The organism is Pedobacter sp. L105, from assembly GCF_009765875.1.
Taxonomy (GTDB): domain Bacteria; phylum Bacteroidota; class Bacteroidia; order Sphingobacteriales; family Sphingobacteriaceae; genus Pedobacter.
The window spans coordinates 34,511-59,832 of sequence record NZ_LMUP01000002.1 but is presented as its reverse complement, the minus strand read 5'-3'; the positions used below and the strand labels follow the sequence as shown (position 1 = coordinate 59,832).

General features: G+C 38.8%; 23 protein-coding genes. 13 read left to right on the top strand and 10 right to left on the bottom strand.

Going from position 1 to position 25,322, the window contains the following annotated elements; translation table 11 throughout:
* Positions 1–10 precede the first annotated feature (10 nt).
* The 4 genes from GSQ84_RS01480 to GSQ84_RS01465 form a co-directional block, all read right to left on the bottom strand.
* Positions 11–982 carry a sugar phosphate isomerase/epimerase gene (locus GSQ84_RS01480; protein WP_158795482.1) on the bottom strand — a complete coding sequence of 324 codons (972 nt, stop codon included), beginning with the start codon at positions 980–982 and terminating at the stop codon, positions 11–13.
* Positions 983–1,074: 92 nt separating this feature from the next.
* The gene (locus tag GSQ84_RS01475) at positions 1,075–1,269 is read right to left on the bottom strand and encodes a DUF5808 domain-containing protein (protein WP_158795481.1); all 195 of its coding nucleotides are present in this window, start codon (positions 1,267–1,269) and stop codon (positions 1,075–1,077) included.
* A gap of 18 nt (positions 1,270–1,287) precedes the next feature.
* On the bottom strand, positions 1,288–2,454 hold the full coding sequence (locus GSQ84_RS01470) for a TlpA disulfide reductase family protein (protein ID WP_158795480.1): 1,167 nt from the start codon (positions 2,452–2,454) through the stop codon (positions 1,288–1,290).
* A gap of 148 nt (positions 2,455–2,602) precedes the next feature.
* Complete coding sequence (locus tag GSQ84_RS01465; RefSeq protein ID WP_158795479.1) at positions 2,603–3,868, bottom strand: Hsp70 family protein; 1,266 nt, start codon at positions 3,866–3,868, stop codon at positions 2,603–2,605.
* Positions 3,869–4,047: 179 nt separating this feature from the next.
* Between GSQ84_RS01465 and GSQ84_RS01460 the strand changes: the two genes are divergently transcribed.
* The 3 genes from GSQ84_RS01460 to GSQ84_RS01450 all read left to right on the top strand — a co-directional run bounded on the left by GSQ84_RS01460 (position 4,048) and on the right by GSQ84_RS01450 (position 6,292).
* Positions 4,048–4,278 carry a helix-turn-helix domain-containing protein gene (locus tag GSQ84_RS01460; protein WP_158795478.1) on the top strand — a complete coding sequence of 77 codons (231 nt, stop codon included), beginning with the start codon at positions 4,048–4,050 and terminating at the stop codon, positions 4,276–4,278.
* Positions 4,279–4,481: 203 nt separating this feature from the next.
* Complete coding sequence (locus tag GSQ84_RS01455) at positions 4,482–4,904, top strand: MarR family winged helix-turn-helix transcriptional regulator (protein WP_158795477.1); 423 nt, start codon at positions 4,482–4,484, stop codon at positions 4,902–4,904.
* Positions 4,901–6,292 (top strand): MFS transporter, encoded by a 1,392-nt coding sequence (locus GSQ84_RS01450; RefSeq protein ID WP_158795476.1) that lies wholly within the window; start codon positions 4,901–4,903, stop codon positions 6,290–6,292. Before GSQ84_RS01455 ends, GSQ84_RS01450 begins: the two co-directional genes overlap by 4 nt.
* On the opposite strand, the gene GSQ84_RS01445 is transcribed toward GSQ84_RS01450, so the two are convergent.
* Together GSQ84_RS01445 and GSQ84_RS01440 are read right to left on the bottom strand one after the other, a co-directional pair.
* Positions 6,289–7,407 carry a carboxypeptidase-like regulatory domain-containing protein gene (locus GSQ84_RS01445; protein WP_158795475.1) on the bottom strand — a complete coding sequence of 373 codons (1,119 nt, stop codon included), beginning with the start codon at positions 7,405–7,407 and terminating at the stop codon, positions 6,289–6,291. The two genes, GSQ84_RS01450 and GSQ84_RS01445, sit on opposite strands and share 4 nt — an antisense overlap.
* Positions 7,408–7,628: 221 nt before the next feature.
* The gene (locus tag GSQ84_RS01440) at positions 7,629–8,489 is read right to left on the bottom strand and encodes a flagellar motor protein MotB (protein ID WP_174238624.1); all 861 of its coding nucleotides are present in this window, start codon (positions 8,487–8,489) and stop codon (positions 7,629–7,631) included.
* A 320-nt stretch (positions 8,490–8,809) separates the two neighbouring features.
* Between GSQ84_RS01440 and GSQ84_RS01435 the strand changes: the two genes are divergently transcribed.
* Together GSQ84_RS01435 and GSQ84_RS01430 are read left to right on the top strand one after the other, a co-directional pair.
* Positions 8,810–9,061, top strand: a complete 252-nt coding sequence (locus GSQ84_RS01435; RefSeq protein ID WP_158795474.1) for a hypothetical protein — start codon at positions 8,810–8,812, stop codon at positions 9,059–9,061.
* Between the two features lie 230 nt (positions 9,062–9,291).
* Positions 9,292–10,284: an Rpn family recombination-promoting nuclease/putative transposase gene (locus tag GSQ84_RS01430; protein WP_158795473.1), complete on the top strand. Its 993-nt coding sequence runs from the start codon at positions 9,292–9,294 to the stop codon at positions 10,282–10,284.
* 38 nt (positions 10,285–10,322) lie between these two features.
* Here GSQ84_RS01430 and GSQ84_RS01425 read toward each other — a convergent pair whose 3' ends face one another.
* Complete coding sequence (locus GSQ84_RS01425) at positions 10,323–11,015, bottom strand: response regulator transcription factor (RefSeq protein WP_158795472.1); 693 nt, start codon at positions 11,013–11,015, stop codon at positions 10,323–10,325.
* Positions 11,012–12,466 (bottom strand): sensor histidine kinase KdpD, encoded by a 1,455-nt coding sequence (locus GSQ84_RS01420; RefSeq protein ID WP_158795471.1) that lies wholly within the window; start codon positions 12,464–12,466, stop codon positions 11,012–11,014. The genes GSQ84_RS01425 and GSQ84_RS01420 overlap by 4 nt, the downstream gene beginning before the upstream one ends.
* Before the next feature lie 122 nt (positions 12,467–12,588).
* Between GSQ84_RS01420 and GSQ84_RS01415 the strand changes: the two genes are divergently transcribed.
* The gene (locus tag GSQ84_RS01415) at positions 12,589–14,976 is read left to right on the top strand and encodes an outer membrane beta-barrel family protein (protein WP_158795470.1); all 2,388 of its coding nucleotides are present in this window, start codon (positions 12,589–12,591) and stop codon (positions 14,974–14,976) included.
* Here the strand turns inward: GSQ84_RS01415 and GSQ84_RS01410 are convergent.
* A complete protein-coding gene (locus GSQ84_RS01410) occupies positions 14,973–15,326 on the bottom strand; it encodes a hypothetical protein (RefSeq protein WP_158795469.1) in 354 nt (117 codons plus the stop codon). The genes GSQ84_RS01415 and GSQ84_RS01410 overlap by 4 nt on opposite strands.
* A gap of 179 nt (positions 15,327–15,505) precedes the next feature.
* Here GSQ84_RS01410 and GSQ84_RS01405 point away from each other — a divergent pair, with 179 nt between their 5' ends.
* The 7 genes from GSQ84_RS01405 (at position 15,506) to GSQ84_RS01375 (ending at position 22,468) form a co-directional block, all read left to right on the top strand.
* Positions 15,506–15,976, top strand: a complete 471-nt coding sequence (locus tag GSQ84_RS01405) for a hypothetical protein (RefSeq protein ID WP_158795468.1) — start codon at positions 15,506–15,508, stop codon at positions 15,974–15,976.
* Between the two features lie 50 nt (positions 15,977–16,026).
* Positions 16,027–16,731, top strand: a complete 705-nt coding sequence (locus tag GSQ84_RS01400) for a dienelactone hydrolase family protein (RefSeq protein WP_158795467.1) — start codon at positions 16,027–16,029, stop codon at positions 16,729–16,731.
* Positions 16,732–16,893: 162 nt separating this feature from the next.
* Positions 16,894–18,306 (top strand): CehA/McbA family metallohydrolase, encoded by a 1,413-nt coding sequence (locus tag GSQ84_RS01395; RefSeq protein WP_158795466.1) that lies wholly within the window; start codon positions 16,894–16,896, stop codon positions 18,304–18,306.
* A gap of 501 nt (positions 18,307–18,807) precedes the next feature.
* A complete protein-coding gene (locus tag GSQ84_RS01390) occupies positions 18,808–20,577 on the top strand; it encodes a c-type cytochrome (RefSeq protein WP_158795465.1) in 1,770 nt (589 codons plus the stop codon).
* A gap of 35 nt (positions 20,578–20,612) precedes the next feature.
* Positions 20,613–21,542: an SMP-30/gluconolactonase/LRE family protein gene (locus tag GSQ84_RS01385; protein ID WP_158795464.1), complete on the top strand. Its 930-nt coding sequence runs from the start codon at positions 20,613–20,615 to the stop codon at positions 21,540–21,542.
* A 29-nt stretch (positions 21,543–21,571) separates the two neighbouring features.
* A complete protein-coding gene (locus GSQ84_RS01380; RefSeq protein ID WP_158795463.1) occupies positions 21,572–22,033 on the top strand; it encodes a RidA family protein in 462 nt (153 codons plus the stop codon).
* 24 nt (positions 22,034–22,057) lie between these two features.
* Positions 22,058–22,468 (top strand): c-type cytochrome, encoded by a 411-nt coding sequence (locus GSQ84_RS01375; protein ID WP_254070757.1) that lies wholly within the window; start codon positions 22,058–22,060, stop codon positions 22,466–22,468.
* A 60-nt stretch (positions 22,469–22,528) separates the two neighbouring features.
* On the opposite strand, the gene GSQ84_RS01370 is transcribed toward GSQ84_RS01375, so the two are convergent.
* A complete protein-coding gene (locus GSQ84_RS01370) occupies positions 22,529–24,961 on the bottom strand; it encodes a TonB-dependent receptor domain-containing protein (RefSeq protein ID WP_158795462.1) in 2,433 nt (810 codons plus the stop codon).
* Positions 24,962–25,322 lie beyond the last annotated feature (361 nt).

The window sequence follows — 25,322 nt, the reverse complement described above, 5'->3', positions numbered from 1 at the left end:
AAGAAATTAGTTAAATCAGGTTATGTTTTACATCATTATAACTTTCGGTAATACTTACAAAAGGATCTATTTTGATCACATCCTGTTCTACAAAAATGTATTTTAAGCCTGCTTCCTTTTGATGAATGAATATCGTTTTAAAATCGATATTTCCTTTACCCACTTCTGTATAACTGATGGTTTTTAGTATTTCCATAGAAGGTTTTTTGTCGAGACTGCCGCCTGTGATTTTTGCCGTATTGGCTTTATCCATATCTTTAACATGCCACATGGTAAACCTTCCGGGATATTTCTGGAAATAGTGCAAAGGCTGTATGCCCGATTTTTCTATCCAGAACAAGTCCATCTCAAAAGTAACTAAGGCCGGATTGGTTTCTCTTACCAGGATATCATAACCTTTTTCGCCGTTCTCCAGTGTTCTAAATTCCCAGAAATGATTGTGATAACCAACTTTCAGACCCGATTTTGCACAAAGTTCACCGGCTTTGTTGAGTTGCTGCGCCATATATTTAAAATCGGCACTGGTCATTTTATCCCATAGGGAAAGGGGAGGGACAGGAACGACGAGGTAGTGCTGTCCCAATTCGGCAGCAATATCAATTTGTTCTTTCAGTGCTTTGTCATTACCATTTCCCCGGGTAAGGAAATCGTTTAGCTGATAATGTCCGCTATAACTTTTTAGCTTGTTTTCAACAAGCAGGGCTTTCAGTTCTTTAACACTTAAACCCCATAATTTCACCGGTCCATCTTTTTGTGCTGCATAAAAAGTTTCTACGTGATTGTAACCTATTCGTGAAATTTTACTGATGGTAGACCGGACATCTTTTTTTAGCTCATCCCTCACAGTATATAACTGTAATCCAATTTCATGTATCTGTGCTGGTGAAAAAAGCTCCATTGCAGAAGAGAGCTGAGAATTTGCAGTTACCAGTGCTGTACCCAGCAAACCTGCTTTTTTTATAAATGATCTTCTATTGTCCATATGTATTATAGTTTGGCTATCTTACAATGTACAGATAATATCAATGAGTACACATATATTAAATGATCATTTTCGCAACATTTTGGTTAATGTCATTTTTGAAAATAAATGATGATCAGCGCGACCAGAAAGATTACGATATAAGTTCTGGGCCGCGCAAAATTTATTGTCCAGCCTGTCGATGCAGTCCTTTTAGGCACTATATACCTGCTGTCTTTCCGGTTAAAGTAAAGTATCCCGAATTTGTAATTTTCCGGGTTCTGGATAGGGTCGTTGAGATCGTTCATTAGTCTGGCCTTTAATTTTTATTTACCTGATTTAGCGTAGTTTACCATTGCAGAGATTTCATCTGCCAGTTCTTCAGGATTTGCTGCCTGGCCTGTAGTTATAAATCTCAATTTTCCTTTGGGATCGATGATGAGTTTTTGCGGGATTTCTGATATTTTAAAGGTCTTGCATATTTTACTAAATACTTCTCCAGTATATTGGCTGTGTTTAAGCTGTTCATCAAATAAAACCTGGAAAGGATAATCCTTTTCTTTCAGGTAGTCTTTGGCTATGGTTTTATAATTAGCTATTTTTTCTTCTGTATCTACGAAAAGAAATAAAACATCCGGATCATTTTTATATTTATCCAAAGCGAGCTTCATTCCTGGAAAAGAAGCTTTGGCTGTGAAACTCCAGGTGGCCCAAAAATCAAGGACTACCGTTTTGCCGAACAGATCTTTTGATTGTACCAGTTTGCCATTTACATCATACAGGTTCCATTGCGGCATTTCATTGTTCATGATCTTTTTTAAGATCTCCGCGGTTAATTCATTTCTGCCCGATCTGTTTTTCAGGGATTGGAGGTAATTACTGAATTCATTATCCGGCCGGTGCTCAGCCTGGTAGGACCTTGCCAGTAATCCGATGATTTCCGGAGAGCCTTGATTTTGATACATACTTTCCAGCAATACTTCCTTCAGGCGTTCCTGATACCCATATCTATCCAGTAATATGGCATATACCGTATTTATCTCTGCCGCACTGTAATGAAGGTAGTCTTCTGCTAAGATTGAATAATTGAATGCTTCTGTATCTTTCTGGAGAATGCTGAGCAGCTGAATATGTGTGACTAATACCTCCTTTGCGAATTTAAGGTTAAATGTTGTTATCCATTCTGAAGCGGATAGTTTAAGATATTCTGGTTGATGATCGCGGAAGCTTTCCAGTCGTTTAACTATTTTACTGGCGTAAGGATATAATTCAGGTGCCTTTAATTCGTGATCATCGAAAGGCATTTTTATCAATTGATGATATAAGGGGATAAGCTGCCCATAGGGAATAGTATTGATATATTTTTCAAAAGCTAAAGTATCAGGATATACCTTAAAGAGGTAATTGTGAAAGTGTGAGGCGGCATTACTCTTTATGGTGCCGGCGAACAGGAGAAAGATCACAAGAATGAGCCTGCCAGTTGTTGTTTTCATTTGGGCGTTTTATTGATCAAGTATCTGCATTGGCATACAGTTGTATGGCTACACTGTATGAAAGGTTCTTAACTATAAATATAAAACTATTTATAGCTAAGAAGTCTTAAATTATGTTAAATTTTACCCAAACGCCGGTAGTATTAATCTACCCAAATAAGTAGCCACTATAAGCAAGGCCTTTGGCCACGCTTTGAAAGTTATCTCCGGAATTTACAGGGATATGAGGGAAGCGTTCGCTGAACAGGGCCTTAATGGCAGGAACCATTGACGTACCCCCGGTAAGGAAAAGACTATCTATATCTTCTGCTTTAATTTCATGTTTGAGCATAAATTCATCCAGATAAACACTGATCTTTTTGATATCCTTTTGAATAACGGCATCATATTGATCAATGGAAATCTGGTCGTCAATTTCAATTTCCATATTCGAATAGGCAAAGCGGGAAACGGGCTGGTCAGACAGTTCGATCTTTGTTTTTTCAATGGCCTGGAAAAGGGAATAACCCAGGTTGTTATCAATAAGGGTAAGCAGGTTTTTAAATTTCCTGTCGTTTTTTGAATAATAATAGTAATCCTGCAAGTCTTTCTTTATCCGGAGGCCGTTAAAAAAATTCATCTGGTCCCAGGAACAAATATTGGCAAATAGTGATATCGGAACGGTAAGTACTTTGCCGGGTGTTGCTTCGTACAAAGTGTTTTTGCCAAAATGCGGCGTTCCCTTGTCCCACATAAATGCAGAATCAAGACTGTCGCCCCCAATATAGATACCACCGGTAGCAATCATATCATTTCTCCTGTCTTTACTGCCCACTTGTGCAGGGTCAAGTGCCAGGTAAGTGAAATCTGTTGTTCCTCCACCCAGATCGGCTACCAATACTTTTTCCTTTTTTTTAATCGTTTTTTCGTAGGCAAAGGCAGCCCCGATAGGTTCAAACTGAAAACGTACTTCTGTAAATCCGGCAATTTCTGCCGCTTTATTTAACCGTGTTTGTGCAAGGGTATCTTTTAAAGTACTATCGTCATCAAAAAACACAGGCCTACCAATCACTGCCTTCTGACAATCATATCCGATAATTTCATCTGCCTTGGCTTTCAGGTCTTTCAGAATTAAGGCCACGAGGTCTGAGGCATTGTATCTTTTGTTTTGGATACGTGTTTCTATAAAGCTGCTCCTCGACAGGATCTGTTTGATGGATTTAATGAACCGTCCTTTCATTCCGTCTTCGAGGTAGGCAGAAATAGCCTGTTCGCCGATTACATAATTTAAGGGGGCAGCTGTTGCCGGATCCTGGGGGAAATAGATCAGGGAAGGAACTATAATCGTGGTGATAATCTCTTTTTTTTCTTCATCGAAAATAGATAGTGCAGAATTGGTTGTTCCAAAGTCAATTCCATAGAGAAACTTATTCATTGCGGAAGGGAAAGCTAATTAGTAAATGGATGTATAAAGGCAAAGTTTCAAATGTATTAAAAAAATCAGGATGGTGCCTTATTAAATTCCTCTTTGGGTCATAAGTCCTTGATATTTCCATTGAAATAATTATTTTTGAATTAATAAATAACATTAAATAACCATTATTGTCGTGTGTAATGAACGGAACAATTAATACTATCGATATTGAACTTTACGTTATAGAAAAAGTAAAAAACCTGAGGGTGGAACAAGGGTTAAGGCAAAAGGATATTGCAGAAATCATTCAAACGAAAGGATCATTCATTGGAAATGTGGAAAATCCACGTAATCCTGCTAAGTATAATCTTAAACATATCGCGCTTTTAGCAAAATATTTCAGAATTCCCCCGCGCGAATTTCTGCCCTGAGGATTTTCTGGCTTAGCAGCTTAATGTCATATTCTATATAACTTCTTACTTGGTTGGAATAAGTATATACCTTTGTAAGGTAAACTTACAAGTTAAACTTATATTAATCTGTACAGCTTTAATTTAATTATTAGCCGGACAGGTGATTACCAAAAAGCAAGATATGATCCCAATAGCTTTATCCCTCTTAAAACCAGGTTGCGATGAAAAATGATACGCTTTCATCATCGCTAAGAACAGTTATCTCAAAACTGCATAAAAGATTAAGCCGGCAGATGAGAACTGTGGACGGTCTCTCTATGACCGAGGTAACTACACTTTCTAATTTATTTCATCATTCTTCTCTTTTTCCGTCAGAAATGGCCGAAATGGTAAAAGTGAAAGCACAATCGATGTCGCAGGTGCTTAACCATCTCGAAGAGCTCAAATTAATCAGCAAAACACCTTCTTCTACAGATAAGAGAAAAGTATCGATCTCATTAACCAGTTACGGCAGGGAAATGGTAGAACACACCCGCGAAGAACGTGATGAATGGCTAAGTAATGCCATTGCACAACATTTATCGGCCGATGAGCAGGAACTCTTGCAAAAAGCTGTTACGTTAATAGATAGACTGACAGAATGAGCGCCCAGGTAAAAAAAGAAGCCGTTTCCTATAGGTTTATGCTGCCGCTGGTACTGGGTACCATGATGAACCCTTTAAATTCAACAATGCTGGCCACTGCATTGATCCCTTTGTGTAATTCTTTTAAAGTAAGCGTTGGCCAGGGAGCTATCCTGATCACTTCACTTTATGTTACGTCTACAATCGCCCAGCCCGTGATGGGACGCCTGGCTGATTTATTCAGTGCAAAGAAGATCAATACCCTGGGTTTCATTTTAGTGATGATTGCCGCGATTATCGGCGTTGTAGCACCCAGCATTTCCTGGCTGGTTGTTTCAAGGATTATCCTTGGTTTGGGTACTTCTGCTGCCTATCCATCAGCCATGGCGCTGATCAATAGAAAATATGCACAGGCCAATAAACCTGTTCCTGGTAATGTTTTGGGTATTGTAGCGATATCCAGTCAGGTAAGTATGATCCTCGGGCCTGTACTGGGTGGTTTGCTGACACAATATCTGGGATGGAAAGGGATATTTTTTATCAATATCCCATGGGTATTGCTCGCTGTTTATCTGTCGAGGGCCATCCCGGATTATCCGGCAGCACCAATTACCGTTAAAGAAAGCCTGTTTAAAAAACTGGATGTTATCGGAATACTCATTTTTAGCTTGTTTCTGCTCTCATTTATGTTCCTGTTTATACAGCGTCCTTTTATGTGGGAGCTAATTATACCGCCGGTACTTTTACTGATTTTATTGATTGTGTGGGAACGTAAAGAGCAAACTCCTTTTATTGATGTAAGGTTGCTGGCAGACAGACCAGCTTTATTATTGGTTTATCTCAGGACACTGGCTACCAATTATGTGCTCTATATTATGCTATATGCTTTGCCGCAATGGATTGAAGGTATTAAGCACCTTCAGCCGGCGAAAACCGGTTTGATGATGTTGCCCGATTCGATAGTTGCAATAGGTGTAGGGCTGCTGATCTCAAAAAGTACAAAACTGTTCAGACAAAATTTATTGGGAGTAGTATTTATGGTGATCACTTGTATAGGTTTTTATTTGCTGAATGCACAAGTGAGCATTTTTATGATTTTTATACTGACCATCATCCTGGGTGTAGCAGAAGGTTTAAACATGATTGCCAATCAAGCTTTGCTGAATATTGAAGCTCCATTGGCACAAAAAGGTGTCTCTTTTGGTCTGTACAGAACATTTGGGTACTTGGGTGCCATTTTATCCAGCACGCAGTTAAAAACGCTTTTTCATGAGGGTATAACAGACCAGCGTTTTCACCAGTTGAGTTATACTGTGGGGATTTCATGTAGTTTACTGATTCTTTTACTGATACCGCTTTGGATTAGAAGAAGGTCGCTGTCCGCCGCTGCTCAGGCACCGGTGAGCTAATGAACTGTATATTCCTGCGGCATGAGGTCGGCCATCTTTTCCCAGGCCCAGTATCCTTCAAAAAAGAGACCATTTGCAGGACTGGCTAATCCGTTGTTATCAATATTGATACTCCTGGTAAGCGGGTAAACAAAGGAACGCTGGCCCGTGATTATATTGCCTGCTTGTATACCAATGTGATACCCTAAGCGCAGATACTCTTCCTGTTCTTCTTCGTTTTTATAGATCACATATAAAGCATCCCGATAACTTAAAGATACGGTATTGTTGTCCACTACTGTTAAAAGGCTATCCATTAAAACAGGTTCATTTTCTACAATTATGGGCTTTCTGATTTTATGGTCGTCCGGAACTCCCTGCATTGGACGGTTCAGTAACTTAAAGACCAGATAGCCTTCTTCTTTTACACGATGATCGTAAATTGACTTTAAGAAATGGGTGGAAGAACCTAAATAAGCAATTTTCCTGTTTTTTAACCAATTGGCTTCTTCCTGGTTTGTACCCCTCGTTTCCACAAAAGAAGGGAAACCCTGATAACTTACAATGCCGGTATTGTCGTCAAATTGAAAATAAGTAAGCAGATATTTGAGCTGGTATCCCAAAGCTTTGTTTTCTATGGTTAGAAACTCATCTGCACTGGCAGTGAGTACTTTGGTCTTTTTATCGAAACTGAAGAACAGTACTTCCGGGTTTACTATTTTGCAATACCTGGCGTTATAGGATTGACCAATAAATTCTTTTGTGAACTGGGCAAGATACCTGGGCCTGTTCTTGTCGGCAGTGATGGTTACTACTTTTAACTGCTGGCTATTTGGTTTGAGCTGAATATTCAGTACAGTAGATTTTTCCGTTATTTTGATAGATTGTATAAAAGGCTCATAACCGATCATTTTTGCTACGATTTCATAAGTTCCGGGAGAGAGATAGGATAACCGGAAATCGCCTGAAGCTGAACAGGAAATTATACTTTTTGTACCTGTTAAAAAAACAGTTGTTCCGGGCATGGGAAGATTCTTTTCGTCGGTTACTTTTCCTGTTATGGATAGATTGTTCTGTGATTTTGCAGTAAAGGTAAAGCAGATAAATAAGGAAAAGACGATGAATCTATATATCATAGGAGAGTGCTAAAATGATTTATACCACAAAGTACTATTTATTATAAATAATGTAAGTAATTGGGAATAAAATATTTAGTTTTTTACGGTATTACAGATTTTTTTTGGTGCTTCTGGTTGTTGTAAAAGGAAATTATACCCGACCGTTGAAAAAAGCATAAAAAATCCCCTATCTTCCATGTTACAGGAAAATAGGGGATAATTCAATTAAAGAATGTGAATTATTGTTTAGGAGCCGGAGCTTTTCCGATCAATTCCATAAACTGATCCAGTTTAGGTGTGATAATAATTTGGGTACGTCTGTTTTGTGCTTTACCGGTGTCCGTACTGTTATCGGCTATAGGATTAAATTCTCCTCTTCCACCGGCAGTAAGTCTTTTTGGATCAACATTGTAGGTAGTTTGCAAAGCCTGAACTACGGACGAAGCCCTTAAAGCACTTAAATCCCAGTTATTACGGATATTAGGCATGTTAACAGGGACATTGTCGGTGTTACCTTCAATCAACACATCATAGTTATGATAATCTGTAATGATCTTTGCAATTTTACTTAATGTTTGTCCTGCTTTGTCAGAGATATCATAACTTCCTGATTTATATAACATGTTATCAGAAAGCGAGATATAAACTACGCCTTTTAATACTTTAATATCTACATCCTTAGTTTCGTCTGCACTTAATGAACGGGTAAGGTTTGTAGTCAGTACCATGTTCAGTGAATCACTTGTATTTTTAACGTTAACTAAATGCTGGATATATTTATTTGATGAATTGATTTCATCTACCAGTTTAGAAATGTTGACATTCCCCTGATTGGATGAACTTAATGCTTTGTCCAGTGAAGCCTGTAAAGCGGCCACGTTGGCGCGTTCATTAGCCAGTTGCTCCTCTAAACTTTTTATCCTTGTATTGGCATTGGATAATCCATTCTGGCTTTCCTGATACTTGTTGTTGAGATCGTTATTTTTTGATTGTAATTGGGTATAGTTAGATTGTAAGTCACTAAATTTTTTATTACTCACACAACCTTGTGAGAGCAAAACGACCGCCACTAAGGCTACCGGCAAAATTGAAAATTTCATAATCTGATTTTATTAAGATAAGAATTGGTGTAAAGACGGGTTGTTGCACAGATCGTGCCACATCAGCAAAAAAGCTGCTGCCAAAGCAGTTGGTGACACTAGTCTGTTAAATTTTTAGCACACGCAATTTTTTAATTTTCTTTTTGGTTCATTCCAGCGAAATTGTATCTTACGCTAGTTTATTCTTTGGTAGAGTCGCGCAATTTTGCATGATATCAAGCTGTTTGTTTTCTGTAAAATAATCGTAAATTGAAGCAGTCTGAAGAAAATTAAGTGTTAATTTAAATCAATCAAAACAAACAAATAAACTGTCTGTTTTTATGGAAATGCAGGAATTTAGTATACGTTTTTTATATAAAACGGTTACGGTTACCCCACTGGATGAACCTAATCATTTTATAGTAACGATGAATGAGGATGAAGATATTTATGGAATAGTAATCCCCGAACTGTTAGGCATTGTCTATCCGATAGTGGATACGGATTTAGGTTATGTATGGCATACCGATGGTAGTATGAGCCTCGATCTGGTAGAGTTTATCGGACAGATGATAGAAGATAATTCCAAATGATGAAATTCTTCCTAATTCAAGACTTTGTCTAACGACATAGTTCATCCAAACTGTTTCTCCAGCTGTTAAATCTGCAGTTGGGTTTTTACTGCTAGGCTTTTCATTTATTCAAATTTAATTTACCATTTGTGAAATAAAGTTTATTTTTAAATTTTATTTATTGTTTTTTAAGAACATTTATTTTTAAATAATCGGTTTATGTAATATATTTGCTTAATAAATGAACGTATATGACTGCTGAGGTAACCCGTTATATTGATCCACTTTTGGATTTTAGTTTTAAAAAAATATTCGGAAGTGAATCCAATAAGGATTTGCTGATTACTTTTTTGAATGAAATTTTCAAGGGAAGGAAAAATATCATTGATTTAGTTTACGGAAAGAACGATCATCCGGGAGATATCAAAGAAGAAGGAGGGGCTGTTTTTGACGTATTATGTACAGACGATCATGGAGATCATTTTTTAATAGAGGTTCAGCGCAGAAAACAAAAGAATTTTATCAAAAGAGCCTTGTTTTATGCTTCACATCAGATTAGCGGGCAGGCACCTAAAGGTAAACGTTATGAATGGGGATATGATTTTAACGAAGTATATGTGATAGGGATCCTTGGAGATTCTACTTTAAATATTAATCCTGAAAATCAGTTTTTGACTGATATGTGTCTGTGCGACAGGTATACAAGGAATATTGTTCATAGTGAATCAGGGTTTATTTTTATTGAACTGGCTAATTTCATAAAAGGAGAAGATGAATTGGAAACTAACCTGGACAAATGGTTGTATTTGCTGAAAAATATTGCGGATATGAAAGAAATACCAGTGATTTTTCAGGAGCCAATATTTGAGAAATTATTTAACATAGCAGAATATAGTAACTTAAAAAAGGAAGAAAAAATGGATTACATTAGAAGTCAAATGCGCAGATGGGATAATAAAAATATCATGGATTATGCGAAAGAAGAAGCCCGGGAAATAGGTCTAGCAGAAGGCAAAAAAGAAGGTATCGCAGAAGGCAAAAAAGAAGGCAAAAAAGAAGGTAAAAAAGAAGGTAAAAAAGAAGGTGTAAGGGAGGGTAAAAGAGAAGGTGTAAAGGAAGGGATTGAAAAAGGTAGACAGGAGGAAGCTTACGAAATTGCTAAGGAATTAAAGAAAATCGATCTTTCTTTAGAGCAGATCTCGAGGGTGACAAAGCTTCCTGTAGAAGAAATTATCCTATTATAATTAATACATTAAGGAAGAAAAAGTTAGAGAGTTAGGCATCAGCAGATGAGCTTATAACCTATGCTTCTTAAATTCATAATTTGAATATCCGGTTCATCTTTTAGTAGTTTTCGCAGGTGGGTCATGAAAACATCCATGCTTCTCGTATTGTAATAATTGTCGTCACCCCAGATCTTAAGCAATGCTTCCTGGCGTTCCAGCACATCATTCTTGCGTAGGATCATCATTTCCAGTAGGGCTGATTCTTTGAAGGACAGTGAATGTTCACCGGTAGAAGTTTTTAGTTTCTGCTGCACGGTATCCAGCTGGCAATGGCCAAAAGAATATATGGTACTAAGCTCAGGAGATGTAATCGTGGTATTTCGGCCAAAACGCTGCAGCAAAGCCTCCAGCCGCACCAGTAATTCCTCCATGCTGAAAGGTTTTTTAAGGTAGTCGTTGCCACCCACTTTAAATCCCTTTACCACATCTTCGGTCAGCACTTTTGCACTGAGGAATATAATGGGTAGATCTTGTTGTATGGCCCGTAATTCCTGTGCCAGTACATAACCATCTTTTGAAGGCAACATAATATCTAAGATGCAAATATCGGGCTGTAAAGCTCCATAAGCATCCATGACCAGGTTACCGTCTCCAACTACCTGAACAATATAACCACTGCTTTTGAGACCATCGCTTACAATACGCGATAAAAAAGGTTCGTCTTCTACGTATAATACTTTAAAACTCATATTGCTGCTGGTAAAGTGATGATGAAATTGCTTCCCTTGCCTGGCTCACTTTTTAGTTTTAGGGTACCCTTATGTTTTTCTACCATTCCTTTTACATAGTGTAAGCCCAGTCCTGATCCCTTGACATTATGTGTGCTGCCTTCTCCGGGAATCCTAAAAAACCTTTCAAAGATAGTCTCCTGGTAAATTTTTTCAATGCCTGGCCCATTATCTTTAAAACTAAGCACTACTCTACCTGCATCACATTCACAATCAATCTGTAATTCCAAGGTGTCAACGGCATATTTAATGGCATTATCGATTAAATTATAAAAAACATTGGTCAGGTGTACCGGATCTCCAAACACAAAACAAGGTTCGGCGGATGCATTTAAACGAATGCTGGCGTGGCTGTTTAACAATTGCAGTTGCATAGAAGAGATCACCTGCTGCAGTCCTGATTGTACATCATATAATTCCAAATGAAGAGGGTGGTTCCCATCGTTATCCTGGCTTATATTCAATACTTTTTCCACCATCAGGTTCAATCTTTGGAGCTCATGCTGACTGATATCCAGATAGTTTTGCAAGGTTTCGGGGTCATTAATCAGGTTATATTTTTTAATAGATTCCAGTGCAACGGATACCGTAGCTATCGGTGTTTTAAATTCATGAGTCATGTTACTGGCAAAATCAGCTCTGGCATGGGCGTATAACTGCTGTTTACGTAAGAGTCTCAGTATAAAATAAAAAGCAGTGCAGGTAAGCAGGATCATGAGCACCGAGGAAACCAGGTAGTAGCGCATTCTATACCATACTATTGAATTGATAGTTGGTAGATACAATTGATATTTATAAAAATTCTGTATGTCATAAGCGTATAATTTACTGGTAAACGCAGAGGTCCCTCCTTTTGGAGCTAAATTTATCTGTATTTTAGATCTGTTATAGACATAAATAATATGATATATTTTAGATGTAATACCCATCAGTCTTAAGTTGGAAACTACCTTTTTTTTCATTTCTAATAAAGATATTCTGTCATTTCTGATGACTTGAGCCTTTGTCATTCCACCATAATTGCTATAAGTTTGGTTATGGTTATGTACAGGAACATCTTTCAGACTGAATTTCATCATTACTGAAGTACTGTCATTATCGATACTGATACTAAAGGTCCCATTCATGCCATGTAGGGTGCGCATGTTGTCAAATGATTGACGCAATTGATCCCACTCGGGAGAAAGGAAAAGCTGTTTAATCTGACGAAGGTTTCCAGGTCTTTTCAGCGTGGTTAGGCTAAGATAAACATTGGTCTGCGCAGTATTGCTTATCACATGCTCAATTTCCTCCTTCAGCTGTTTACGCTGCGCTAAAAAAAGCTGTTGCAGCCACATGACCTGCAGACCTGTACATAACACCAGGGAAAGTACAATAAGCACATAGGTATATTTAGCATTAAACCATTTCATAGGGCTAAGTTCTTTATAATTTACGTGTTACGATCTGGTCAAGATACGATTTAACTCTATTTAACTCAACTTAACTCTCGTTTAGGAAGCAACAGGGTACGTTTGTATCATAATTAAAACTCATGAAATCTTTATTTTATATCCTGCTCTTTGTACTTCCTTTTCAGCTAGCGGCACAGCACAGGCTTAGCGGATTTGTTAATGATGCCGAGGGAAAACCTTTAGACGCAGCTACGGTAACACTTTCCCAAAACGGACAGGTAATCAGCAGCCAGCTGGCAGACCAGGGAAAGTTTATACTAACCGGCCTCAACCAATCTCCATATCAACTATCAGTTTCCCTGATTGGTTATAAATCTCTGTTGCGTACTTTCAGTATGCCCAAGGACAGTCTTAGTTTGAAAATGCTGAGCGAAGGTAAACAGTTAAACGAAGTGGCTATCACTTTTAAAAAACCTACGATAGAACGTAAGGTAGATATGGTGGTTTTCAACGTAGAAAATAGTATTATGGCCAGCGGTGGTTCGGTTTGGGATGCTTTAGGTAAGGCCCCGGGCGTTCAAACCACTTCCGATGGTAATGTAAAGGCTAATAACAAAGGGGTTACCGTTTACATGGATGGTAAACCTGTACGCTTATCTGGCGATGACCTTTCTGCCTATCTGCAAAGCCTTCCTTCAGATAATATCTCTAAAATTGAAGTGATGCCTAATCCTTCTTCCAAATATGAAGCACAGGGCGGGGCGGTGATCAATATTGTTTCTAAAAAGATTAAAGCAGAAGGGTTTAATGCTTCTTTAAGCAGTGGTTATACCCAGGGTGAAAGGAGCCGGTATACAGCCAACGGTGTGTTCAATTACCGTAAAGATAAATTGAATGTTTTTGGAAGTTATGGTTATTCTGACCGGAATATTGAGCGTCATTTGAATACATATACCATTTATCAAACCCCGGCAAGTTATTCTTATTGGGATCTGAACAGAGTGAGCTTATCAAATAGTAAAACCAGTAATTATACTGCTGGTGCCGATTATAATTTAACAGACAACCAGATTGTGGGCATATTGGTTACCGGAAATAATTCTGCAAATTCCATCGTGAGTACCGGGCGAACCAATGTGAACAATAACCATGAACTTGTGCCTGATTCTGTACTGCATACGCTAAGCCAAAACCAGGGCCATACTAATCAGTATAGTTTTAATCTGAATTATAAGGTGAAACTGGATACCTCAGGCAAGAGCCTGAATGTAGATGTGGATTATGTTCCTTATCAGAAAAACAACACACAGAACCTGAATAACCTCAGTTATCTGCCTGATGGAAGCCTGGCTTCTGCTCCTTATCAGATATCCTCTCCCGCCATGCAAAAAATAAATATCTGGTCGGGTAAGGTAGATTACGATTATAAATTAGGTAAAAAATGGACCATGGAATCAGGTTTAAAATATACCAGTATTGTGAGTGAAAACCAGTTTGATTTCTTTAACACGGCAGGTGTTTCCCCTGTGCTTGATCCTTCAAGAAGCGACCAATTCCAATATACAGAAAACACTGCTGCTGCTTATACCAGTATATCCGGTGACCTTGGCAAATGGAATTTTAAAGGAGGTATTCGTGCTGAATACACCCGTACAAAAGGATATTCTGTCTCACTGGACTCGATCAATACCAACAAATACCTGCGTTTGTTCCCTACAGCATTTATTACCTATAAAGCTTCAGACCATGACGAATTTGGTTTTACTTATTCCAGACGAATAGACCGGCCAGATTACAGACAACTTAACCCGGCTAAATTTTATACAAGTCCTTATAGTTACCAGGATGGGAATCCTTTTTTAAGACCGGCTATTTTTAATAGCGTAGGGTTGAGTTATACTTTAAAGCAGAATTATACTTTTGCTGCTGTGATTAACCAGCAGGATGACCTTGCCAGTAACGTTACTGTTCAGGATAATGTAAATAAAACGGTTTATGATACACAATTGAATATTGGAAGTATAAGGGATATCGGCCTGGAACTTTCATCAGTTCATCACCCTGCAGACTGGTGGGAAATAGATAATACCGTACAGGGCTACCATCGATCGCAAAAAGCAAATAGCGCACTGCAAAGTTATAATTATCGTAATTTTTACTGTTATCTGAGAACTGATCAATCCTTTACTCTCGACAAGAACAGCGGGCTGAAGGCCGAACTCAGTGGCTGGTACCAAAGTGCAGTGGAGCAGGGTACCTTGCAAATTGCCAGGACTTATGACCTGAGCAGCGGAATCAGTAAATCGGTATTGAATAAACAGGGAACGATCAGATTAAGTGCAACTGATATTTTAGATGGTAACCCTTATAAGATACTGGTTAACAACCAGGGACAGAATAATGGATTATTCCAGAAAAATGATACCCGTACTGTTACGCTAAGTTTTTCTTACAAACTGGGTAAAAATATTGCTGCTTCCCGTAAAAGAAGTACAGCCAGTGAAGATGAAAAGAAAAGGGCAAATTAGCCTTCTTCTATAAAAAGGGTTTTATAATCTGTATTTGATTCTACCCTTCTTAATTTGAAGAAGGAGAAAATAGCAGATATCCCGATAGGGATAATAATCAGCTGAATAACAATGCTCAATGACTGGTAATGAAAATACCTCACTGTATATACAATGATAAAGGCAACAAAAATAGAGTATTTCGAGTATAAAAATAAAGACCTGTAAAAGGATGCATTTTTCATACGCTTAACCAGTGCCGCCGCTCTTTCATCATTCAACGTACTGATAAATGCCTGATCTTCTTCATCCCAGTCATATTCGCCGGATAGGGGTTCTCTTGCTGATAGTTGGCCGTCTTTATTCTTCATCTTAGGTAGGTAATATCTTCAAAGATAATCAATTATTAATTGTTCCAATCGCAGCTACTCCCGACGGCGCTGAAGAGCCTCAACTGTCATCCTAGTTTGTTGACGAAAAGAGATTGAAAATTCTGAGAACCATTAGGATGAATTGGTGTTGTCTGATTACTCTACTAAATTATTCTACTATGGAAAATCAAAATCAAACCTACGTGCAAAACGAGCGTGCTGACGTAGAAGAAAAAAACCAACAGAGCCAATCTATTTATTCAGCCGACAATGAAAAAGCGGAAGTTATGGGCGACCCCTCAGAAGCAGGTGATGAAACATTACCGGAAACTGATGAGGTAGGAACTGCCGATGTAGATAGCTTATTGGAAGAAATGAATGATAAAGATACTAATTCGGGACCTGATGGTGAAGATACTGGCGAAGGCCAGTTTACCAGTTTGTCAACTGATCCGGATGATGACGATCCGGATGATGACGAAGACGATGAGCTGGATGGTGATGACTTCGATTTAGATGAGGACGATAGTTTGCCTGAAGAACCCGACAAAGATGATTTGGATCTGGATGATGACGATGATGATCTGATCGATACAGATCCGGGATATGATGAGAATGATGAATTTTTAAACTCCACACAGCATAGTTAATTCTTACATTGATTATCATAAGAAGATTACTTTTTAACCGTTTAAAATAAATGACAAATCACGAATTCAATACCGTAACATTAGCGGATCACACTGAAATTGATCTGTATACTGCTTTTCCGGAAGGAGCCGGGCCGTTTCCGGCTATTATTTTATTACAGGAAGCCTTTGGCGTAAATCATCATATCCGCAATGTAGCGGAAAGATTATGTGCCGAGGGTTATGCTGTCGTATCGCCAGACCTTTTTCATCGTACGGTAAGACGTATCGAAGTTGCTTATAATGATTTTCCTTCTGTAGTACCACACTTCCAGGCTATCACTAAGGAAGGTTTAACCGCAGACCTGAAAGGCGCTTATGATTTTCTGCTGGAACAGGATACTGTTTCGAAGGATAAGATAGGCAGCGTAGGTTTTTGCCTTGGTGGCAGGGTCTCTTTCCTGGCTAATGCTACATTGCCATTAGCCGCAGCAGTTTCTTATTATGGCGGTGGTTTGGATCAATTTGCTGATGAAGCTGTGAATTTGAATGGACCGCATCTGTTTTATTGGGGAGGACTGGATAAGCATATCCCGCAGGAAACAATCACTACTATCGTTGATGCAGTAAAAGCAGCCGGTAAAGATTATACCAGTGTAACCATATCTTATGCAGATCATGGTTTTAATTGTGATGAACGTGAAAGTTATCAGCCCCTTGCTGCAAAAGAAGCATGGGCGCATACTTTAGCTTTTTTTGAAAACAGGCTGAAATAATTTCAGTCTAAACCCTGATCAGTTGTTCGTTCCCGGAGCGGAATAGTATAACTGACCAGGGTTTAACTATAATTGTTGTTGAGAATTAAGGTAAGGCTATTTATGGCAGGATTAATGGTCAGTTAATATGAACTGATTAATTTGCAGGTCTTAATCAATAACATGAAGAAAACCCTGTCCCTTATTCTGATCCTTCAATTTTTCTATCATTTCGTATCTGCCCGTCAATTAGACACGGTCATCAAAAGTGGGCATATCACCAACGATAAAATTTTCAAATTACTTTATGTCCCGTTTGATGTGCCCGAGGGAACAACTGAAATCAGGGTAAAAGAGAGATATGATGACATGAATCACAACGTTTTTAATTTGGGGATTTATGGGCCCCAGGGGCATGAAGTTGGAAATGTTTCCGGATTCAGGGGTTGGTCTGGAGGAGCTAAAAAAGAATTCTTTATCAATGAGGGAGAAGCATCTGCAGGTTATATAGCAGGTACTATCAAAGCAGGAACATGGAATGTTTTAGTTTACCCATCGGCAATTGCACTTGCCGGACTCAACTGGACGCTGGAAATAACCCTCGTTTCTGGAAAACATCAAAAAATATTCGAGATCAGACCTGCTGCTACACAGGTCAATGTTATTGCAGGCTGGTACAGGGGTGACCTTCATATGCATACGTTACATTCTGATGGAAAACGCACCGTTGAACAATTGGTTACAGAGGCCAAAACCAAAAAACTCAATTATATTATTTCTACGGAACATAATACCAATTCGGCTAATTTAAGCTGGGGTAAATATGATTCAAAAAACCTGCTGATTATTAATGGTGAGGAAGTAACTACTACAGCTTACGGCCATTGGAATGCCATTGGGCTTCAGCCTGAAACAGTGATCGACTGGCGTTATATACCCGAAGATCAAGTCATAGAAAAGTATATTGAACAGGTTCATCAGGATAATGGACTGGCTATTATCAACCATCCTTTTTTTGACAAGGGAGATAAAACATTCAAATTTGAAATTCAGGAATTCGATGGCATTGAAATTTGGAATGGCCAATGGAACAAATTAAATGAACTGGCATTACAATGGTGGGATGGACTATTGCAAAAAAAATTAAGGAAAACTGCTATAGGGGCTAGTGACACACATACAATTAGCGGTTCTGCAAATAATCTCGGCCGGCCGCAAACAGTTGTTTATGCAAATGCATTATCAAGAAATGGAATTATTGAGGGAATTAAAAAAGGCAGGGTCTATCTGGCTGCTACAGATTCAGTTTTGCTTAAATTTGAGGTTCGCTCTGCTGGTGAAACTGCGAATATAGGCGAAACATTGGCACAACATTCTGATCCTTTGATTCATGTATATTTGGATATTAAAGGTTGCGAAAATTCGGTAATGACATTGATAGGGAGTAAGGGACTACTTTTTAAAATTCCGGTTACCTCAGATTCAAAAATGATTCGGCTAAAAGTTAAACGAGGATCTACATTTTACATCCGGGCGGAAATCCGTAAGTTAGATGGTAAAATGCTGGCGCTTACAAATCCAATTTGGCTCAATTAATTATTTTTGCCTATCTCAGTTGTTTGTTGACTGTTTTGTGTCCCTAATTTTTTATTAAAAACATCTTGATGGTTTGCCTGATGGTGATTTTCTATTGATCATTATGTTTTTTGAAAAAGCTTTGATTTTTGCATCACTAATTGCGACTAATGTTGTTTTGTCATTTTTCCACGCTTATAATCTGAATTGTCACACAGATGTTTCAAATAAATCTGCTATCTCCTTAGTCTGATATGACCTAATAGGTGTCTTTGTGATAGATATTGAAAAATCCTGCGCTATAAATAAGCTAATTGGCTATAGAGAGGTGATGTAGGGGGGGTGAATTGCTAGAAAATATGTGCAAAAATCAATTTAAATTGTAAATTCATTTAATTTACTGACTGATATTTCGCTTTTTTTCTGAAAGGATAGATAAACTTTAGCTGAAGAACAGGTATCCCCAGATATTATAAATTATTAACCAGATGATAAATGAACCACAAATAGGGAATTATTGATATGAGGACAAAATTTTACCTGCTTAGTTTTTCGATTTTTTTAGTAGTAATGGGTTTTAGTTTATATAAACCTCATAGTGGTTTGCCTCCTGCAGATAAGGACAATGGAGGACTTGCCCTTCCGGTCGGCTTTCGTGCTGTAGTTGTAATCGACAGTTTAAATGGACAATCGAGGCATATTGCGGTAAATGACAACGGTGATATTTATGTAAAAGCCAGAAACCATAGAATGAATGATGGTTATGGTAATATCGCTCTGCGGGATACGGATAATGACGGGAAAGCAGATATTGTAATTCCTTTTGGCAAGTATGACGGACATACTTATGGAACGGCAATGCGGATTCATAATGGATATCTCTATTTTAGTTCTGAACTGGTAGTTTACCGGTATAAATTGAAACCGGGACAGCTGGTTCCTGATAGTAAGCTGGATACCATAGTTGTGGATGATCCCCCTTACCATGAACACCAGACAAAACCACTTGCTTTTGATGGCAAGGGGCATATGTTTGTAGGATGGGGTGCGGGCTCCAATGCGGGGCAGGTGAAAAATAGACAGCCAGGCTCTCCTGGAGTAGGAACTCCCGATTCACCGACAGACGGAAGCCCCTTTTTAGTAGATCATGGTGGGATATGGATGTTTGATGAAAACAAAACCAATCAGAAACAGGCTGATGGCGTAAAGTATGCCACAGGTTTAAGAAGTATTGTGGCAATGGCCTGGGATAACAAAAGTAATTCCCTATTTGCGATTAACCATGGAAGAGATGATTTAAGAATGCTATGGCCTGCTATTTATACACCATGGGAAAGCGCTATGCTGCCTGCCGAAGAGTTTTTTAAGATAGGCAGCAATGGTTTTAACGGTGGCTGGCCTTATTACTATTATGATCAGTTAAAAGGAAAGAAATTATTAAATCCTGAATATGGCGGCGATAAGGTAAAAGAAGGTAACGGTGCTAAATTACCAAAACCAATAGTGGCCTTCCCCGCGCATTTTGCCCCTAATGATTTGCTTTTTTATACAGGAAACCAATTTCCGTCAAGATATAAAAACGGGGCTTTTATTGCTTTTCATGGTGCTACCAACAGGGCACCCTATCCGCAGGCCGGATATATCATTGCTTTTGTACCTTTTAAAAATGGATTGCCATCCGGTAAATGGGAGGTATTTGCTGATGGTTTCGCAAAAGCAGATCCAATCGTTAATGTAAGCGATGCCGTTTATCGTCCAATGGGATTGGCTGAAGGTCCGGATGGATCCTTATACATCAGCGATACGGAAAAAGGGAAAATCTGGCGGATCATGTTTAAAGGCAACAAAAAAACCTTTGGGCCTATACAATTAGCAGGAATGGCAAAACGTAAACTTACCAGATCCAATATCAAAACCCCGGATAGCCTTAAAGATAATCTGGACAGGGGCAGGTTACTTGCTGCGGCAAAAATTTATACCAACTACTGTAGCCCTTGTCATCAGCGTGATGGTAAAGGTGATGGAAACCGGTTTCCTCCGCTGGCTTCGTCTGAATGGGTTACTGGTGATAAAACCAAACTGATCGGTGTGATCCTGAATGGCCTGACTGGTCCAGTACAGGTCAAAGGCGCTTCCTATAATGAAGTGATGCCTGCCCATGGAACTTTTCTGAAAGATGAGGAAATAGCACAGGTAGTAACTTATATCAAAAGCAACTTTGGCAATACGGCAACAGGGCCAACTACACCGGCAGAAGTTGCTGCAGTAAGAAAAGCAACCGCAAAACCATAATTCGTACCTTACCTATACTTTATATCATTTTATTCATGCTTAAAAACAAAAATTACCGGTACAAAAGTGCTCAAACATTACTTTTATTATCCCTTTTAACAGGGGCGTCATTTACTGTAAAAGCACAGGCTTCATCTGCTGAACTATTTACTTCTTCTCTTTTAACCCCCAAAAATAGCTTTACCATTGGTGTAGAAGGACCGGGAGTTGATAAATATGGCAATCTGTATGCAGTAAATTATCAGCATGAAGGTACAATAGGAAAAATCACTCCTGATGGGAAAGCCAGCATATTTCTGGAGCTGCCGGCAGGAAGTGTAGGCAACGGGATCAGATTTGACAGCCATGGCGACATGCTGATTGCTGATTATACAAAACATAACATCCTTAAGGTAGAAATGGCGACAAAAAAGCTGACCGTATTTGCGCATGAAGGAAGTATGAGCCAGCCAAACGATATTGCAATAGACAATAAAGACCGTCTTTATGCCAGCGACCCGAACTGGAAAGCAGGTACAGGACGTATCTGGCGTATAGATACTGACGGGAAATTTACCCTGTTAGACAGTATGAAAACGGTAAACGGCATTGATGTGAGTCCCGACAACAAAACCCTATACGTCAATGAGGTGCTGAAAATTTGGGCCTATGACCTGTCACCAAAAGGAGAGATCAGCAACAAACACCTGATCATTGAATTTCCTGATTTTGGTATGGATGGGCTGAGAGTGGATAAAGATGGCAATATTTATCAGGCCAGATATGGCAAGGGGGTTATCGCCAAGATTTCTCCGCAGGGAAAACTTCTAAGGGAGATCGTACTGATAGGTAAAAAGCCTACCAATGTTGCCTTTGGCGGAAAAGATGGCCGCACGATGTATGTAACGCTGCAAGACCAGGGCGATCTGGAAACCTTCAGGGTGGATGTACCGGGCCGTGAATGGACCATGAGAAAGAAAAATTAACAAATCAATCATTATAAATCTTAAACAAAATGGGAACAGAAAGAAGATCTGCACTAAAAAAATTGTTATTATCAGCTGTTGGCGTAACAGGACTTGGTTTTTTTGCTAACGCAGCAGAAGCAGCACCGGAAAAAAAAGCAGGGGATGTCACTACATTAGATGATGTGCCATTATTTTCTAGTCACACTAAATTAGGAAATATGGTGTTTATTGCTGGCATGGGAGCCCACGTTGCACCTTTTACCATTGAAGCACATACCGAAATCGTGTTGAAGGCGCTGGAGGCTGAATTGATCAAAGCAGGTTCGTCAATGGAGAAAGTACTGAAAGTATCGGTATTCCTGAATGATATTGCTGATTATAAAGGAATGAACTCCATCTACAAAGGTCGTTTTGGCAGCAAACCTCCTGTGCGTACTACAGTAGCTGTAGCTAAAGGGGGTGTTCCGGGAGATTCACTCGTTGAGATGGACTGCATCGCTTATATTTAAATATTATAAACCATTGCTATTTTTATGAAGTTAAATTTTATTATTTCCGGCTGCATTTTTATGGCTGCCTTGAGCAGTAATTATACAGCTTTTTCTCAAACAAAAAAGGTTACAAAAACCGTGGTAAAAACTACAACGGTGCATAAAATGACGGTTAATCCGCAAGAGATTGCCCAGGGTAAAGCCCTGATCGCATCATTGGATTGTATGGGTTGTCATAATGTGCAGAACAAGATGGTCGGACCTGCTTATATGGATGTAGCCAAGAAATATCCAATGACTACAGCTAATATCAATACCTTATCACAAAAGATAATTGCCGGCGGTAGTGGTAACTGGGGGCCGGTGGCAATGTCGCCCCATCCGGCATTAACTTCTCCTGATGCAAAGAAAATGGTTAAATACATCCTTTCATTAAATGTTAAAAAAGGATAATATATCAATTGATAAACTAATGCCAGCCCGGGCCGGCATTAGTTTACGTTGATCAGTCTTCTATTTGGTAGTTCCTGATGAATCGTCATTTTTGATTCCCCGCTGACTCTTTTTAACGGCATCTTTTAGTTTCCCAAACTTCCAGTTTAAACTGGCATTAAACCTGCGGAAATATTGCTGTCTGTAAGAGCTTTGTGTAAAACCTTCTCCGGTAGTTTCGTTTTCACGCACCATATATTTCTGGAAAATATTATTAAAGCTTCCCGATAAAGTTAATTTATCCTTTATCAGATCTTTAGCCACAGAGAACGAACTGAAAGTGTTATGTTTGGATTGCCCCTGCAAGGATACATATGCACTGTTGTAGGATAAATTTGCCCCAATACGCCAGTCGGGTTTAACTTTGTAGGTTAAAGAGCCATAGGCATAGCCCTGGAAACCAGTGTTTTTAAAATCTACTCCGTCTACCATCCCTTCCAGCCACACATAGTTCATATTACCGCCCATCGTTAGATTAAGGGCATCAGTAAAAGGATAACTGATATTAAAGTTAGTGCCCAGCTTACTGTCATGACCAGTATTGGTATACGTTGTGCTGGTGATAGTTGTAGCAGCATTGTAGCTGCTGATCTGTTGTATGGTATTATTGGCAAAAGAGTAGTTTAAACCTATATTAATAGATCCTTTTTTGAACCTGCTATAATTTGCCTCAAAGCTATTGTTTAACACAGGCACCAGATCAGGATTACCACTGGTTTCAAAATTCGGATTGGAGCGGTCTACAAAAGGGTTAAGCTGCCAGATGCCCGGACGCTGTATTCTTTGGGTGTAGCCAAAGTTTAAACTGCTCATGTCTTTAAATTTCCTGTTAATAGATAGGGCAGGGATCACATTGAAATAATTCTTATCCAGATTAGTAGTCTGAGAGATGAAATCTGCGGTAATAGTGGTCACTTCGACCCTGGCACCGGCTTTAAATCCCCAGTCTTTCAGGTTATACTGATAGGAATTGTACAGGCCATATACATTCTGGTTATTGTTAAAATCATTAGTGAGTGCCGGATCTGTTACATATTCACCTGTGGGCGTTTGATTTTTATAATCAAAATTACTGCTGTTGTTCCTCAGGATTGCTTTTACGCCACCTTCCAGGTTTAGTTTTTTAGTGAGCGGTTCTACATAATCTGCCTGTATGGTTTGCTCATTGGATTTAGCATTATTGTATTGGTTGTAATTGGGATTAGTCAGTGCATCATAGTTAAACCGGTTTTGAAATTCCTGGTCATAAGCATCGCTGCTGGTAGAATTGCTAATTTTGTATGACAGGGTAAATATGCGGTCTTTATGATTTTTGAAATTCCTTTGGTAATTCAATCCAAGGTCTAAGCCTTTCCATTGCTCATCTTCATTGGCAAGGAAATCATAACTCTGGGTGAGGATCGAATTTTCAAATAGTGTTGACGTTTGAGGGATAAAACTTTTTTCATCATTCCTGTTATAGGATATATCTGCCGTAAGGAGATTCAGTGTGTCAATTTCATAACTCAGTTCGGTACTTAAATAACCGAAATTTCCATGGTAATTATTCAATCCGCTTTGGTTAAGGACAGTAGGCGAGTCGCCAGTGGTAGTCCTGCTTTTTCCTATACCCGTATTGCTGCTTTTGTAATCACCAAGACCAAAATTAGCGGAAACACCTAGTTTACCTTCTTTAACCGAGATGGAACCAGAGCCCGATTTCCCCCCTACAGGTGCCGACTGTCTGTAGTTGAGGCTTCCGTTATAACCATTATCTGCATTTTTCTTAGTGATAATATTGATGATTCCACCTAAGCCTTCACTATCGTATTTTGAAGGAGGTGTAGTGATCACCTCTATTTTTTCTATATTGGAAGCGGGCATCGTTTTGAATATATCCGAAGGATTTTTGGCAACCATAGAAGATGTTTTTCCATTGATCAGGATCTTATAGTTACTGTTTCCCTTAAGCGTAACGTTATCATCTCCATCTACTGCCAGCAATGGTACTTTTCTTATCATATCCAGCAGCGTATTTACTTTACTCTCCGGATCTGCCTGTATATCATAAGTTATCCGGTCTATATCCTGTTTGATAACTGGTTTTGCTGCCGTAATATTAACCAAAGCCAGGTTGTTTGATTGAGAAAGAATGCTAATACTACTCAGATCAAGCACCTGGTCTTTGTTAATTTCAATAGGAATATTTTTTGGGGTAAAACCCATGGCTGCAATAACAATCGTGTATTTACCCGGGGTGACTTTATTAAACAGAAAAGAGCCGTCTTGTCCGCTAAGGGTTGTTCTTAAAGCGGCATTTCCCTGTTTAAGTGCAACGGTTACATATTCCTGCCCTTTTTTCGAAGCAGAATCAATTACTACCCCTTTGATAGTAGCAGTTGGGTTTTTAGGTTGGGCTCGTAAAGAGAAACTGCAAATAAGGAAAAATACGAGAATCTGTAATTGTCTATTCATAAAAGGATTTAGTGGTATCATGTTATGAGACGTGAACTTTTATCAGTTGTTGCATCTGTAGAAAAATAATTTATCCATAAGATGATTTAACAGTGATCAGTGACTTTCATGGCTTTTTTGATGACACAACCGGATATTTTTGTATGGCATTGATGAGCCACATAGATCAATAATTTTTAATAAATATTTAACCAAATCTTAATTTAACCAGAAATAAAGGCTTTTTTTAATCCGTAGTGGTAAAGTAGTGGTAGTAAAATCGTACCTGATTTTATTTCTATGTATCTTAACACAATGCCATAGATATATGGTGCTAAGGCCCTAAGGGGATTTATACGCAATTTTTCAAACTATAATAATT

What these genes read in the sequence shown, in the direction of transcription:
- GSQ84_RS01480 (WP_158795482.1), bottom strand. Translation starts at nt 982, where the DNA reads ATGGACAATAGAAGATCATTTATAAAAAAAGCAGGTTTGCTGGGTACA.
- GSQ84_RS01475 (WP_158795481.1), bottom strand. Translation starts at nt 1,269, where the DNA reads ATGAACGATCTCAACGACCCTATCCAGAACCCGGAAAATTACAAATTC.
- GSQ84_RS01470 (WP_158795480.1), bottom strand. Translation starts at nt 2,454, where the DNA reads ATGAAAACAACAACTGGCAGGCTCATTCTTGTGATCTTTCTCCTGTTC.
- GSQ84_RS01465 (WP_158795479.1), bottom strand. Translation starts at nt 3,868, where the DNA reads ATGAATAAGTTTCTCTATGGAATTGACTTTGGAACAACCAATTCTGCA.
- GSQ84_RS01460 (WP_158795478.1), top strand. Translation starts at nt 4,048, where the DNA reads ATGAACGGAACAATTAATACTATCGATATTGAACTTTACGTTATAGAA.
- GSQ84_RS01455 (WP_158795477.1), top strand. Translation starts at nt 4,482, where the DNA reads ATGAAAAATGATACGCTTTCATCATCGCTAAGAACAGTTATCTCAAAA.
- GSQ84_RS01450 (WP_158795476.1), top strand. Translation starts at nt 4,901, where the DNA reads ATGAGCGCCCAGGTAAAAAAAGAAGCCGTTTCCTATAGGTTTATGCTG.
- GSQ84_RS01445 (WP_158795475.1), bottom strand. Translation starts at nt 7,407, where the DNA reads ATGATATATAGATTCATCGTCTTTTCCTTATTTATCTGCTTTACCTTT.
- GSQ84_RS01440 (WP_174238624.1), bottom strand. Translation starts at nt 8,489, where the DNA reads ATGAAATTTTCAATTTTGCCGGTAGCCTTAGTGGCGGTCGTTTTGCTC.
- GSQ84_RS01435 (WP_158795474.1), top strand. Translation starts at nt 8,810, where the DNA reads ATGGAAATGCAGGAATTTAGTATACGTTTTTTATATAAAACGGTTACG.
- GSQ84_RS01430 (WP_158795473.1), top strand. Translation starts at nt 9,292, where the DNA reads ATGACTGCTGAGGTAACCCGTTATATTGATCCACTTTTGGATTTTAGT.
- GSQ84_RS01425 (WP_158795472.1), bottom strand. Translation starts at nt 11,015, where the DNA reads ATGAGTTTTAAAGTATTATACGTAGAAGACGAACCTTTTTTATCGCGT.
- GSQ84_RS01420 (WP_158795471.1), bottom strand. Translation starts at nt 12,466, where the DNA reads ATGAAATGGTTTAATGCTAAATATACCTATGTGCTTATTGTACTTTCC.
- GSQ84_RS01415 (WP_158795470.1), top strand. Translation starts at nt 12,589, where the DNA reads ATGAAATCTTTATTTTATATCCTGCTCTTTGTACTTCCTTTTCAGCTA.
- GSQ84_RS01410 (WP_158795469.1), bottom strand. Translation starts at nt 15,326, where the DNA reads ATGAAGAATAAAGACGGCCAACTATCAGCAAGAGAACCCCTATCCGGC.
- GSQ84_RS01405 (WP_158795468.1), top strand. Translation starts at nt 15,506, where the DNA reads ATGGAAAATCAAAATCAAACCTACGTGCAAAACGAGCGTGCTGACGTA.
- GSQ84_RS01400 (WP_158795467.1), top strand. Translation starts at nt 16,027, where the DNA reads ATGACAAATCACGAATTCAATACCGTAACATTAGCGGATCACACTGAA.
- GSQ84_RS01395 (WP_158795466.1), top strand. Translation starts at nt 16,894, where the DNA reads ATGAAGAAAACCCTGTCCCTTATTCTGATCCTTCAATTTTTCTATCAT.
- GSQ84_RS01390 (WP_158795465.1), top strand. Translation starts at nt 18,808, where the DNA reads ATGAGGACAAAATTTTACCTGCTTAGTTTTTCGATTTTTTTAGTAGTA.
- GSQ84_RS01385 (WP_158795464.1), top strand. Translation starts at nt 20,613, where the DNA reads ATGCTTAAAAACAAAAATTACCGGTACAAAAGTGCTCAAACATTACTT.
- GSQ84_RS01380 (WP_158795463.1), top strand. Translation starts at nt 21,572, where the DNA reads ATGGGAACAGAAAGAAGATCTGCACTAAAAAAATTGTTATTATCAGCT.
- GSQ84_RS01375 (WP_254070757.1), top strand. Translation starts at nt 22,058, where the DNA reads ATGAAGTTAAATTTTATTATTTCCGGCTGCATTTTTATGGCTGCCTTG.
- GSQ84_RS01370 (WP_158795462.1), bottom strand. Translation starts at nt 24,961, where the DNA reads ATGAATAGACAATTACAGATTCTCGTATTTTTCCTTATTTGCAGTTTC.